Here is a 12,761-nt window from a genome sequence, read left to right as displayed (position 1 = left end):
TTAAAACCCATAACGATGAACGGAGGGGCTGCAGTGGAATACAGCGAGCAAATACAACAGTTTACTGAGTACTATGAAGCCTTAAGACAAAAGTACAAATGGCGTGTGGATAATGGCGTGTTAATGATGATTGCATCCCAATATGCAGGAAGCGGCTATGAATTCGATCTACAGGCGTTTACTAAATTGGCTGATTATATAAAAGAAGAATCAAGTGCTTTTTCATACGTCCAATCCTCTCTTCGTTATTCCTTGGCCGGGCTGCTATTAAACCAGCCAAAAGACCCGAAGGCTTCGTATAAGGAAATTCAGCGATGCTATGATTCATTAATTGAGGCGGGTTTCCAGCGAAGTCCACACAGTTACATAGCGGCATATGCATTATTTATGTCGCTGAAAGAGGATGACAGAATGCTCTCTGACCAGGTGGTACGGGCGAAGGAAATGTACGATGGCATTAAGAAGCAGCATTTCTTTTTAACGTCTCATGAGGATTACCCATTATCCGTTCTGCTGGCAGAAGAGGAAGGAGAAATGAATCAACTGCTGGATGACATGGCCTATTATTATGAAGAACTTCATGTTGCATTATGGAAGGGGAACAACCGGCAGTTTGTTTCTCAAATCCTTACATACGGCAAGCATGAAAATCGTGAGGTGCTCGTTCAAAACTTTGTTACCTGGGTAGATGATTTAAAAACAAATAAAATCAGGCTGCGCGGTCTTCATCTTCCTATTGTTGGTGTACTGAGTCTTGTTGGACCTCCATCTGCTCTGCTTCCAAAAATAATTGCGATCTACGAGCAGCTTATTAGTGTCAGTAAATTTAAATGGTACAAGGATCATTGCTTTATGATCGCAGTCCGTGTGGTGATCTTAAAGGAACTGGAAGATGAACAGGTGTTGAATGCAGGTCTGGCCTCAACGGTTGAATCCATTCTGCAGGCCCAGCAGGCTGCAGTAATTGCGACGATGACCGCTGCGACAGCCGCAACCTCATCTCAAGGCAATCAATAAAATGAAACCGCTGAGAGAAAAAAACCTGATTAACAGATAAATACTAGACAAATCTTAAGAGAATTTATATAATAATGAAAATCATTCTCATTTAAAGGCACCCTTACAGAATGATTTGTAAAGCCGCTGATTCATACACAACTAACCGTTGATTGACTCGTTCGCACCGTTTCAATCCTAAGGTTATTGAATAAAAGCGGCGCCCCCTCAAGAGCCCTTATCCGCTTCCGTAAAGCGGATAAGGGCTTTCAAATCCCATTAAATCTCAAAAAAATAATAAAATTAGTCATTTCCCCTTGATTAATCTCATAATCTAATGTACCGTATAAAACAACAAATCAAACAATTCTGAATCAAAAGCGGAAACGGGCGTTTAGCTCCGACAGACATAAGACGATCGTCCAATCGGGCGCTTTTTGCCTGAATGGAGGAGTGGCTTATGATCCGAGGAGCTGCCCGTTGGAGCTGGACGAATCAAAAGCGGAAGGCGCTCGTTCAGGCCCGAGAAGCATAAGACGACCTGCACAAGTAGGCGCTTTTTGCCTACTGGGCAGGGTGGCATATGACTCGAGGGGCTAGCGCCTGGAGCTGGACGAATCAAAAGCGGAAACGGGCGTTTAGGGGCGAAAAGCATAATGCAGCCCGCACAGATAGGCGCTTTTTACCTATTGGGTGGGATGACTTATGACTCGAGCCCCTGCCCGTTGGAGCTGGATGAAACAAAAGCGGAAACGGGCGTTTAGCTCCGAAACGCATTCTAACTTACTAACTTAATAGACCAACTTATCTAGAGAGGTTGAGGGACTGGCCCTTTGACACCTCAGCAACCAGCCACATTTGGCATGGTGCTAATTCCAGCAGGTTTAAACCCCTGAACGATAAGGAGAACTGCGATAAATAGCGGACCTTCTTCTTATAAGAAAGGTCCTTTTTCATTTTAAATTCCTGAAAAAATAACCTTAAAATTGATAAAAAACCGGCCATGATCCATGACCTTAGGAGGAACTCATTAATGACTTATCACCCGGAAACACTTTTTGCACAGCTAGGAAACAGAAGCGAAGAAGAAACAGGAACGGTCAACCCGCCGGTTTACTTTTCAACAGCCTACCGTCATCCCGGAATTGGTGATTCCACCGGCTATGACTATACGCGCACGAAAAACCCTACACGCGCCATACTCGAGGAAGGGATCGCGCGCCTGGAAGAGGGGGATGAAGGATACGCAACAAGCTCAGGCATGGCCGCAGTGCAGCTCGTTTTATCACTCTTCAAACAAGGAGAAGTGATCATCGCTTCAGATGATATTTACGGAGGGACCTACCGGCTCCTAAAGCATTATGAAGAAGCTTACGGTATAAAAACAAGGTATGTGAACACGAATGACCTGGCAGAAGTAAAGAGGTCAATTTGTCCCAACACTCGAGCGGTTTTTGTAGAAACCCCTACTAATCCGTTAATGCATATTTCAGATATAGGTGCCGTTGCAGCCCTGGCAAAGGAACATCAGCTGTTAACCATCGTTGATAACACATTTCTAACACCTTATCTTCAAAAACCGATTCCTTTAGGCGCTGACATCGTCATTCACAGTGCGACTAAATACATTGGCGGGCATAATGATGTTCTTGCCGGATTAGTTGTAGCAAAGGGCCAGGAAATATGCGAGCGGTTGTTTGCGATTCATAATGGAGCAGGTGCGGTTTTGGCACCCATTGATTGTTGGCTTTTAATAAGAGGACTAAAAACCTTATCGCTTAGAATGGACCGCCATCAGGAAAATGCAAAAAGTATAGCCGAATTCTTAGAACACCAGACAGGCATTACAGACGTGCTCTATCCGGGTGTCGGCGGAATGGTTTCATTCCGGCTCGGTGATGAGGCCTGGGTTGATCCATTCTTACGTTCTCTTGGACTGATCACATTTGCGGAGAGTCTTGGTGGGGTTGAAAGCTTTATCACGTATCCTTCAACCCAGACTCATGCGGATATACCTGTAGAGGAGAGGCGGCAGCGAGGCATTTGTGAGCGATTATTAAGATTTTCCGTAGGTATTGAGCATATTGACGACTTAAAGCATGATCTAAAACACGCCCTGGAAAGAGCACAAAAGGAGGAATCATCATATGACAGATCGTCAGTTTGAAACCAAGCTTTTGCATCAGCCGGATTTTATTGATAAGCAAACAGGAGCAGTAAATGTACCGCTGCATTATTCCTCAACATTTCATCAGGAATCAATCAATGAATTTGGTCCCTTTGATTACAGCCGCTCCGGGAATCCAACGAGGCAGGCACTCGAAAATACCATTGCCGAGCTTGAAAATGGAGCCCAGGGCTTTGCGTTCGCTTCTGGCATGGCCGCTATTTCTTCGGCTTTTATGCTTTTAGAAGCAGGGGATCATGTGCTGGTTTCAAAGGATGTCTATGGTGGAACCTTCCGAGTGATTACCCAGGTGCTGACTCAGTTTAATATTGATCACACTTTTATTGATATGACAGATTTAAATGAGACAGCGCGCAGTGTGCAGCCCAATACAAAGGTAATCTATGTAGAAACACCGTCCAACCCCTGTTTGAATATTACCGATATTGAAGGGGTAGCAAAGGTGGCTAAAGCTCATGGCTGTTTAACATTTGTCGATAACACATTTATGACGCCGCTTCTGCAAAAACCGCTTGATCTTGGAGCCGATCTTGTGCTTCACAGTGCAACTAAATTTTTATCAGGTCATAGTGATGTAGTAGCAGGACTCGCTGTTGCAAAAAATGAGGAGCTGGGCGCAAGATTAAAGTTTGTTCAAAATTCATTTGGCTCAATTTTAGGCGTGCAGGATTGCTGGCTGCTGCTTAGAGGAATGAAAACGCTGAGTGTGCGTTTAAATCAATCTTCACAATCTGCAACTCAGATAGCTCAGTACCTGCATCACCATCAGGTTATTGAAGAAGTGTATTACCCTGGCTTTTCATTCCATGATGGATATCCGATTCATAAGCGGCAGGCAACAGGACCTGGAGCAGTTTTATCTTTCCGTTTACCGGACAAGAAGTGCGCGGAAATATTTGTAGATAAGCTGAAAATCCCGGTATTTGCTGTAAGTCTAGGAGCAGTAGAATCCATTCTCTCCTATCCTGCCACTATGTCTCATGCCGCAATGCCGGTAGAAGAGCGGGAAAAACGAGGAATTACAGACGGCTTATTACGCTTATCTGTAGGCCTTGAGAACGTGGATGACCTGCTAACCGATATTCAGCAGGCACTTGTCGCTGTCGAACAGCATGTGCCAAAAGCGCTTGCTTGAGATGATCTAACTGTAATTCAACTTGAGGCGCAGGGAACTGGTTATGAGTGGTTGAGACACAGTGTCTCAGCTGCTTTTTTTGTCGGGACACACGTTTACTTACTCTGAAATGAAGGAAGGGTAATAATAGAATCCATTTCAGAGGAGTAGATACTATGGTCTTTTCAGAACAAGCTTTACAGGATGAACATATTCTAATTACCGGAGCAACAGGCGGCATCGGCTATGAAACGGCTAAGGCTGCTGTGCTTGCAGGTGCCACTGTTTCTGTTACCGGGAGAAATGAGGACAAGCTTGAAGAACTGCAAAAGGAAGTAGAGTCCTTAAATGCCCAGGGGAAATTAATTGTTATCCCTGCTGATTTAAATAACGCCACCGAGCGCTTGCATTTAGTGGAGGAAGCGACTCAAAAAGGCGGAACACTGACAGGCTTAGTTAATTCTGCAGGGATTTCCGGAGGCGGAACTTTAGATGAGCTCGAAGAGGAAGAAATGAGAAAGGTAATGGAATTAAATTATTTTTCAACCGTTCTGTTAACCCAGCTCGTTTATGAACGATTAATCCCTGAAAAGAAAGGCGCCATTGTTAATGTTTCCTCTTTATCAGGGCTTCGCGGAACGCATGGAAATATTGCCTACAGTGCCTCTAAATTCGCTGTGACAGGTTTTACCCAGTCGTTTGCAGTTGAAGCGATTGAGCATGGCGTACGTGTTAATGCAGTATGCCCTGGATTTGTCGATACGGAAATGGGCCGCTCAGCCATCGAGAAAAAAGGAAAGGCAGCCGGCCGTTCTTTTGAAGAGCAATTAAAAATCGCTGAAGAAGGGCTTCCATCGGGAAGAATCACACAGCCTGAGGAAGTTGCCAGAAGTATCATCTTTTTGCTTTCAGACGCAGCTGAAAATATTGTTGGAGAATCAATGAAAATTTCAGGCGGAAGCGTCATGAGGTAAATAATAAAAAGAGCTGATCCACTATGGATCAGCTCCTTTTTGTAAGCCGTTGACTTAGTAAAATTAACAGAAAACAATAGATTTACTTTCTGGGCCACAAAAAACCATTTCTACAACGTTCTCTCTCAGAAGACATTTCTCTACAACGCAGAAATGATCGATTATACTGGTATCATGATTATTATGGAGTATAATTTGATTAGAAAATTGTTAGTCTGTAGACTCGTGTCAATACTTGGAGAGTGAGAGGCTAATCAACTAAACAGGAGGCAAGGTGAATTGAATCAAAATACAATTATAAGGTTTGACCAGGTAACGCATAGCTTTGATAACACAACTGTGCTGGATAAGGTAAGCTTTGAAATAGAAAAAGGTAAATTTTATACACTTCTTGGACCATCAGGGTGCGGAAAGACGACGATTCTTCGGCTGATCGCAGGCTTTATGGAGCCTACTGACGGCAAAGTGTATTTTAATGAAGAGATTATTAATCATGTTCCTGCCCATAAACGGCAGGTAAATACCGTTTTTCAGGACTATGCACTATTTCCCCATTTAAATGTTTATGAGAATGTGGCGTTTGGGCTGAAGATTAAGAAGAAAAAAAGAGCGGAAATTGATAAAAAAGTAAAAGAAGCATTGGCGTTTGTTAATCTCGAGGATTACGAAACAAGAGAGATCAGTGAAATGTCCGGCGGTCAGCGTCAGCGTGTGGCCATTGCAAGAGCGATAGTGAATGAGCCTGAGGTGATTTTACTTGATGAACCGTTGTCAGCACTTGATTTAAAGCTGAGAACTGAGATGCAGTATGAGCTGAAGGAGCTGCAGCAGCGCCTGGGAATTACCTTTATTTTCGTTACACATGACCAGGAGGAAGCGCTTGCGATGTCGGATGAAATCTTTGTTATGGACAAAGGGGTTATTCAGCAAAGCGGAACGCCAATGGATATTTACGATGAACCGATTAATCGCTTTGTGGCTGATTTTATCGGGGAATCCAATATCACTTCAGGTGTCATGGTTGAGGATTTTAAAGTCGCTTTTGCCGGGAAGGAATTTACCTGTGTGGACCGTGACCTTAAGACTGATGAACCGGTTGAAATTGTTATTCGCCCTGAGGATCTGGCGATTACGGAAGAAGAAAACGGCAAGCTGCGTGTACGGGTTGATTCCCAGCTGTTCAGAGGGGTGCATTACGAAATCTGCTGCTTTGATGAATATGAAAATGAATGGCTTGTGCATTCAACCAAACAGGCTACTGTGGGTGAACGAATAGGCTTAACGTTTGAACCTGAAGCCATTCATGTTATGCGCTTTAATGAATCAGAGGAAGATTTTGATAAGCGGCTGGAAGGCTATACGGAGTCTGGTTATGGGAAATAAATCACGCAATTTATTTCTCATTCCTTACGTGTTTTGGATCGCATTATTTGTCGTTGCTCCTATTATACTCGTGCTGTTTTATTCTTTTAGAGGACTGGATGGAAGCTTTACTTTAAGCAATTATCAGCATTTCTTTTCATCAACGTATTTTCAGCTGACACTCAGTTCTTTTTGGTATGCATTTTTAATAACCCTTTTCACCCTGCTCATCTCGTATCCAACAGCACTTGTGTTGACGAAGATGAGGCATAAACAGCTTTGGCTTTTGCTGATTATTGTTCCTTCCTGGATTAATATACTGTTAAAGGTCTATGCTTTTCTTGGAATCCTTGGAACGTACGGACCGTTTAATGCTTTTCTTGATGTAATTGGCATTGGGGCTGTTCAGCTTCTATTTACTGATTTCAGCTTTGTGTTCGTTTCTGTTTATATTTTTATTCCGTTTATGATTTTACCAATTTTCAATGCGCTGGATAAATTAAATCCTGCTTTTGTGGACGCATCACGCGATCTGGGGGCTTCGTCCTTTGAAACCTTCCGAAAGGTGATTTTTCCGCTTACAATTAACGGCGTAAAAGCGGGCTGTCAGCTTGTCTTTATCCCGGCACTATCACTGTTTATGATTACACGTTTAATCGCCGGCAACCAGGTCATCACACTCGGTACAGCGATTGAACAGCATTTTCTTGTTACACAGGACTGGGGCATGGGCTCAACGATTGCCGTATTTTTGATTATTGCCATGATCATTATTATGTTCTTATCCGGAAATAGAAAGTGGGGGCTGACAAGTGGGAAAAAAGCGTAATTGGCCCGCCATTTATTTATCCATCATGTTTGTGATTTTGTATGCACCTATTTTTTACCTGATGTTCTATTCCTTCAATAGCGGCGGTACGATGTATGGCTTTGAAGGGTTCACCTTTGACTATTATCTGGAGGTATTTCAAAATACACGGCTGTTAATTATCGTTTTAAATACGGTGATTATCGCCCTTCTTTCAGCTGTTATCTCAACAATTATCGGCGTTTTTGGCGCTATGGCGATTATGTATGTAAAAAAGCAGCAAACAAAAAATACACTGCTTTCTTTAAACAATGTATTAATTGTCAGCCCGGATGTCATTATTGGTGCTTCGTTTTTAATTCTTTTCACCTTTATTGGGATTAAGCTCGGTTTTGCCTCTGTGCTGATTGCCCATATTGCCTTCAGTGTTCCAATTGTCGTGCTCATGGTGCTGCCAAAGCTCCAGGAAATGAGCCCGACGCTAATTGATGCTGCAAGAGATCTTGGGGCAAGCAGAATGGACATTCTGACAAAAATCATCCTGCCCTATATCACTCCGGGGATTTATGCGGGATTCTTTATGGCCTTAACGTATTCACTTGATGATTTTGCGGTAACCTTTTTTGTCACAGGAAACGGATTTAGCACACTGTCCGTTGAAATTTATTCTTTAGCAAGGCAAGGGATTTCAATGGAAATTAACGCTTTATCAACATTGATTTTTCTGGTCACTCTTTCCCTTGTGGCCGGCTACTATTTTATTAGTAAAAAAGCTGTTGGAATGGCTGGAATGGGGGTTCGCAAATGAAGCGGCTAACTACTGCATTTATTGTTGTTGTCGTAGCCTCAGCCAGTCTGATATTCCTTGCCAATCACCTTAATGCTTCGCAGGGGATGGGCGGAAGCGGCACAATCACTGTCTTCAACTGGGGAGATTATATCGATGATGAACTCATTGATCAGTTCGAGGAAGAAACAGGCATTCGTGTTGTTTATGAAACCTTTGACTCCAATGAAGCTATGTTAGCGAAAATACAGCAGGGAGGAACATCCTATGATATTGCGGTGCCTTCCGAATACACGATTGCCAAAATGGCCGAGGATGATCTATTGATTGAACTGAATCATGACCAGCTTCCAAACATGACTCATTTAAATCCTGATTTTATGGATTTATCCTTTGATCCGGGAAATAAGTACTCAATCCCTTACTTTTGGGGAACGGTTGGAATCGTCTATAATACTGAGATGATTGACGATATTGATTTTACAAGCTGGGACGATTTATGGAGCGAAGAGCTAAAGAATGATATCCTGCTCGTTGACGGTGCGAGAGAAATTATGGGAATGTCGCTGAATAGCCTGGGCTACTCCCTGAATACGCTTGATCGCGCGGAGCTTCAGGAAGCGAAGGCAAAGCTTCAGACGCTTTCACCAAATATCAAGGCAATCGTCGGAGATGAAATCAAAATGCTCATCGGCAACGGAGAAGCCCCGGTTGGTGTCGTCTGGTCCGGTGAGGCAGCGGATATCATGTACGAAAACGAAGCACTCGATTATGCCGTGCCTGAGGAAGGGTCAAATTTATGGTTTGATAATATGGTCATTCCAAGAACCGCTGACAACATAGAAGGGGCGCACGCATTTATCAACTTTATGCTCGACCCTGAGAATGCGGCCCAAAATGCAGAGTATGTCGGTTATTCAACGCCTAATCTTTCTGCATTTGAATTGCTTCCCGAGGAGGTTTCAGGCGATGAGCGCTTCTACCCTGCTCCTGAGCTGACAGACAGACTTGAGGTCTATGATAATTTAGGCAGAGAAATGCTAGCCTATTATAATGAACTGTTCTTAGAATTTAAAATTGATTTACGATAGTGATTGGAACGGCGCATCTGAAAAATTCAGGTGTGCCGTTTTTTGAAAAAGGGGAGGGGAAACATGGTCTATATTGAAACCGAAAGACTGCTATTGCGTTCGTGGAAAGAAGAAGATCTTAAACCATTTCGCCTGATGAATGAGGACAAAGAAGTTATGAGGTATTTTCCCAAGTCCTTATCAAAAAAGGAAACAGACTTGTTCTACCAGGTGATAGCAGCTGAATTTGGCGAGACCGGCTTCGGTTTATATGCAGCTGAGGAAAAAGAAACGAAGGAATTCATAGGTTTCATTGGATTTCACAGAGCCGTTTTCAGTGCTGATTTTACCCCCTGCATTGAAATCGGCTGGCGTCTAAAAAAGGATGCCTGGGGAAAAGGGTATGCCACTGAAGGAGCTTCCGCCTGCCTGAACTATGGGTTTAACGAGCTCGGCTTTCGTGATATTTACAGTTTTACTGCGAGGGTTAATGAACCCTCCATTAACGTAATGAAGAAAATTGGCATGACTTTTCAAGGATCCTTCAGCCATCCAAAGGTTGAGGAAGGCAGCGTGTTAAAAGAGCATGTGTTGTACCATGTTGAAAAACAGTAAATTCATACACTCTTCGTTCCTATAATCGATCCTGCAGTAGAAAGATGACCTTCAAAATCAATTGAAGGTCTTTTTGTCGGTTAAAAAATTCATTCCTAAGGTGGAGGAAATGTAGCACCGGTGGAGGAAGGAAGAAATCGCAAAGCAACGTATGATGATGACAGATTCGTTTGAGACTGTCAAAACCAATTCAGATTTTAGCCATCAAACAGGAGGTAATCATATGTTTACGAAACTGCGAAATTATATAGAAACTAAAAAAGTTACTCAAATTCAGGAAATGAGAAAGGATCAGGCAGCGGAGCAGCAACAAAGAATGGAAATGTATTATTTCATGTCCGGTTTTCATAATAAGTAGTCGACTGAATCTATGTTTCTAAAATAGCCTTCCCGGTTATTGTTTATATTTTTGATGGGTTGGTAAAGTACAATGAAACCAAAAATCTTGATACTTGAAACCGGGGGTCATCGTTGTGGAGGCTTCACATTTAATTGTCCTGCTTCTTATTGGATATATCGTTTTCACGATAGATAATCATGCCAAAGCCTTTCCTCAGCCGCCTATTCTTGTTCTTATTGGCATAGGGCTTTCCTTTATTCCGTTTTTTTCATCTATGGAATTAACACAAAAAACACTCTATGAATTTTTCCTCCCGGCACTACTGTTCATTTCTGCCTATAAATACCCTTCAGCAGCACTCCGGAAGCATGGAGGGGTTATCGGGTTGCTGAGCACAGGGGGCCTTATCGTTACCGTTGGTTTACTTGGAGGGGCAATCTATTACTTAGCAAGTCCGTTTCTTGCCCTTCCATTCATTGGGGCGCTAATTATTGCAGCGATACTTGCTCCGACAGATCCGATTTCTGTAACAGCCATTTTGAAGCAGGCTTCAGGTGATGAGACCATCGCAGACATTGTTGAAGGGGAGTCTATGATTAATGATGGGACGAGTATCGTTGTTTTTACAACCCTTGTTACGATCGTCTCTAGCGGGAAGGATTTAAGTGCCCTGTCTGTACTGGGTGACTTTTTACTTGTCTCCCTGGGTGGAATAGCAATTGGGCTTATCTTTGGCTGGTTAGTCTGTAAAGCAGTTCATTACACCCATCACAAAGAATTCCAGGTCATGCTTAGTATCGTTCTTGCCTACGGGAACTTCTTTTTGGCAGAAGCGCTTGGCGTCTCGGGTGTACTTGCCACTGTTACGGCAGGAATCATGCTGTCCTGGGAATTTACCCACACGAATAAAGAAGATCATTACAGAGAATCGCTTGATGGGTTTTGGGATATCGTAGAACCAACACTGCTATCGCTTGTTTTTTTAACGATTGGGATCATCGCACCAAAATACCTGGATATCAAGCACCTGCTTTTAGCCTTTTTAATCTTTATCGGCTCACTAATCATTCGGTACATTGTTATCCAGCTATCTCTATTTACCCTTCCGTCAACAAAGAAAATGGGGCAAAGCGACGCACTTCTCATTTCCTTTGCAGGAGTAAAAGGCACCATGTCAGTCGTCCTGCTGTTAATTTTAGAGACAGTCAACGATGAAAACATCCAATTTTACATCTCAGTTTCCTTCATCGCCATCCTGCTATCCCTAATTATCCAAAGCTTCGGCATTTATCCATTAACTAAAAAACTATCGAAATAAAACTCAACGGTCCTGGGAGGGCAGTTGAGTTTTTTTAACTTAATTATATCTAGCTCAATAAGGGGATAGGGATTTTTAGGGTTGATTGCGGTGGAAATTAACCTGTGTGATTAAAAGTCTTTATCCATAACACTAAAATTTTTTAAGAGATAAATAAGTTATCCAGAAGTTGATTGGAGCGGAAGGCGGGGACTCCTGCGGGATGAAGCGGGAGCTTGAGATCCACTTGCGCTAGCAAGTTAGCACAAGCCCCGCGCCGCGGAAAGCCTCCGCCTGCAGCGTAAATCAACACGCTCAATTAAAAGGTATTTACTCCTAATGTTCAACTTTCGAAGAGACAAATAAGTTATCCGGTAGTTGATTGAAGCGTAAGGGGTTGACTCCTGCGGGAAGAAGCGGGAAGGCTGAGATCCACTTGCGATAGCAAGTTAGCTCAGCTCCCGCCCCGCTGAAAGCATGCCCCTGCAGCGGAAATCAACACGCTCAGTTAAAAGGTATTTACTCATGACGTTCAACTTTCGAAGAGATAAATAAGTTATCCAAAAGTTGATTGGAACGGAAGGCGGGGACTCCTGCGGGATGAAGCGGGAGCTTGAGATCCACTTGCGCTAGCAAGTTAGCTCAAGCCCCGCCCCGCGGAAAGCCTCCGCCTGCAGTGGAAATCAACACGCCCAATTAAAAGGTATTTACTCTTAACTCTCCATTTATTATCCAGAGTTCAGTGATAAAATTCTTCTGCATTTTTAACAAAAAAGTTCTGTTTTTGTCTGATCATAAGAGCTTCTGTCGAGTCTATTTCTTAATCTTCAAGTCCAATTTATAATAAGGTTAATTGGTTTTGGGGGAACAAAAAAACAAAGGGAAATCATAGAAAAATAAAAAGAAACAGTACAAACTTCCCTTTTAGTAAGAGGCTTATCAACACAACTACAAAAATAGTAAAGGCGGTGAAGATAGATGGAAATGCACCCTGTAAACTCATCACTCATAACGGGAATCGGCTATGATCAACAGGATGAAGTCCTTCGTATCCAATTCAGAGGTGAAACTTTCGACTATTATAAAGTTCCCAAGTACATCTTTGAAAACTTAATGAGCTCCTTTTCAAAGTCACGCTACTACGCAAGCTATATAAAGGACGCTTATCCCTATTTAGAAGTAGTAAAAGAGCGGGAACTAACATACTAAA

At 42.8% G+C, this 12,761-nt stretch carries 12 protein-coding genes and 1 riboswitch; all 12 genes read left to right on the top strand.

Translation table 11 applies throughout. From position 1 onward, the window contains the following. Positions 1–15 precede the first annotated feature (15 nt). On the top strand, positions 16–1,017 hold the full coding sequence (locus C4B60_RS07670) for a DUF4003 family protein (protein WP_104057420.1): 1,002 nt from the start codon (positions 16–18) through the stop codon (positions 1,015–1,017). 780 nt (positions 1,018–1,797) lie between these two features. Then, a riboswitch (SAM riboswitch) is annotated at positions 1,798–1,902 on the top strand. A gap of 127 nt (positions 1,903–2,029) precedes the next feature. Further along, entirely contained in the window at positions 2,030–3,163 is a 1,134-nt protein-coding gene (locus C4B60_RS07665) for a methionine biosynthesis PLP-dependent protein (protein WP_104057419.1), read from the top strand. After that, the gene (gene metC, locus C4B60_RS07660) at positions 3,144–4,319 is read left to right on the top strand and encodes a cystathionine beta-lyase (protein ID WP_104057418.1); all 1,176 of its coding nucleotides are present in this window, start codon (positions 3,144–3,146) and stop codon (positions 4,317–4,319) included. Before C4B60_RS07665 ends, metC begins: the two co-directional genes overlap by 20 nt. 155 nt (positions 4,320–4,474) lie before the next feature. After that, positions 4,475–5,272, top strand: coding sequence for an SDR family NAD(P)-dependent oxidoreductase (locus C4B60_RS07655; RefSeq protein ID WP_104057417.1), 798 nt, complete (start codon positions 4,475–4,477; stop codon positions 5,270–5,272). A gap of 279 nt (positions 5,273–5,551) precedes the next feature. Further along, the gene (locus C4B60_RS07650) at positions 5,552–6,655 is read left to right on the top strand and encodes an ABC transporter ATP-binding protein (protein ID WP_104057416.1); all 1,104 of its coding nucleotides are present in this window, start codon (positions 5,552–5,554) and stop codon (positions 6,653–6,655) included. Further along, positions 6,645–7,463 (top strand): ABC transporter permease, encoded by an 819-nt coding sequence (locus C4B60_RS07645; protein WP_104057415.1) that lies wholly within the window; start codon positions 6,645–6,647, stop codon positions 7,461–7,463. The genes C4B60_RS07650 and C4B60_RS07645 overlap by 11 nt, the downstream gene beginning before the upstream one ends. After that, a complete protein-coding gene (locus C4B60_RS07640) occupies positions 7,447–8,250 on the top strand; it encodes an ABC transporter permease (protein WP_104057414.1) in 804 nt (267 codons plus the stop codon). The genes C4B60_RS07645 and C4B60_RS07640 overlap by 17 nt, the downstream gene beginning before the upstream one ends. Beyond that, positions 8,247–9,320 carry an ABC transporter substrate-binding protein gene (locus C4B60_RS07635; protein ID WP_104057413.1) on the top strand — a complete coding sequence of 358 codons (1,074 nt, stop codon included), beginning with the start codon at positions 8,247–8,249 and terminating at the stop codon, positions 9,318–9,320. The genes C4B60_RS07640 and C4B60_RS07635 overlap by 4 nt, the downstream gene beginning before the upstream one ends. Positions 9,321–9,383: 63 nt before the next feature. Further along, positions 9,384–9,914, top strand: coding sequence for a GNAT family N-acetyltransferase (locus C4B60_RS07630; RefSeq protein ID WP_104057412.1), 531 nt, complete (start codon positions 9,384–9,386; stop codon positions 9,912–9,914). Positions 9,915–10,137: 223 nt separating this feature from the next. Continuing rightward, entirely contained in the window at positions 10,138–10,272 is a 135-nt protein-coding gene (locus tag C4B60_RS21820) for a hypothetical protein (protein ID WP_280632259.1), read from the top strand. 115 nt (positions 10,273–10,387) lie between these two features. Then, positions 10,388–11,572: a cation:proton antiporter gene (locus tag C4B60_RS07625; protein WP_104057411.1), complete on the top strand. Its 1,185-nt coding sequence runs from the start codon at positions 10,388–10,390 to the stop codon at positions 11,570–11,572. A 957-nt stretch (positions 11,573–12,529) separates the two neighbouring features. After that, entirely contained in the window at positions 12,530–12,760 is a 231-nt protein-coding gene (locus C4B60_RS07620) for a KTSC domain-containing protein (RefSeq protein WP_104057410.1), read from the top strand. Position 12,761: the final 1 nt, after the last annotated feature.

The sequence above is a fragment of the Jeotgalibacillus proteolyticus genome, from assembly GCF_002926065.1.
Classification (GTDB): Bacteria; Bacillota; Bacilli; order Bacillales; family Jeotgalibacillaceae; genus Jeotgalibacillus; species Jeotgalibacillus proteolyticus.
This window is presented reverse-complemented; position numbering and strand designations above follow the sequence as displayed.

Coding starts and splice junctions, on each gene's coding strand:
- C4B60_RS07670 (WP_104057420.1), top strand. CDS start 16: ATGAACGGAGGGGCTGCAGTGGAATACAGCGAGCAAATACAACAGTTT.
- C4B60_RS07665 (WP_104057419.1), top strand. CDS start 2,030: ATGACTTATCACCCGGAAACACTTTTTGCACAGCTAGGAAACAGAAGC.
- metC (WP_104057418.1), top strand. CDS start 3,144: ATGACAGATCGTCAGTTTGAAACCAAGCTTTTGCATCAGCCGGATTTT.
- C4B60_RS07655 (WP_104057417.1), top strand. CDS start 4,475: ATGGTCTTTTCAGAACAAGCTTTACAGGATGAACATATTCTAATTACC.
- C4B60_RS07645 (WP_104057415.1), top strand. CDS start 6,645: ATGGGAAATAAATCACGCAATTTATTTCTCATTCCTTACGTGTTTTGG.
- C4B60_RS07635 (WP_104057413.1), top strand. CDS start 8,247: ATGAAGCGGCTAACTACTGCATTTATTGTTGTTGTCGTAGCCTCAGCC.
- C4B60_RS07630 (WP_104057412.1), top strand. CDS start 9,384: ATGGTCTATATTGAAACCGAAAGACTGCTATTGCGTTCGTGGAAAGAA.
- C4B60_RS21820 (WP_280632259.1), top strand. CDS start 10,138: ATGTTTACGAAACTGCGAAATTATATAGAAACTAAAAAAGTTACTCAA.
- C4B60_RS07620 (WP_104057410.1), top strand. CDS start 12,530: ATGGAAATGCACCCTGTAAACTCATCACTCATAACGGGAATCGGCTAT.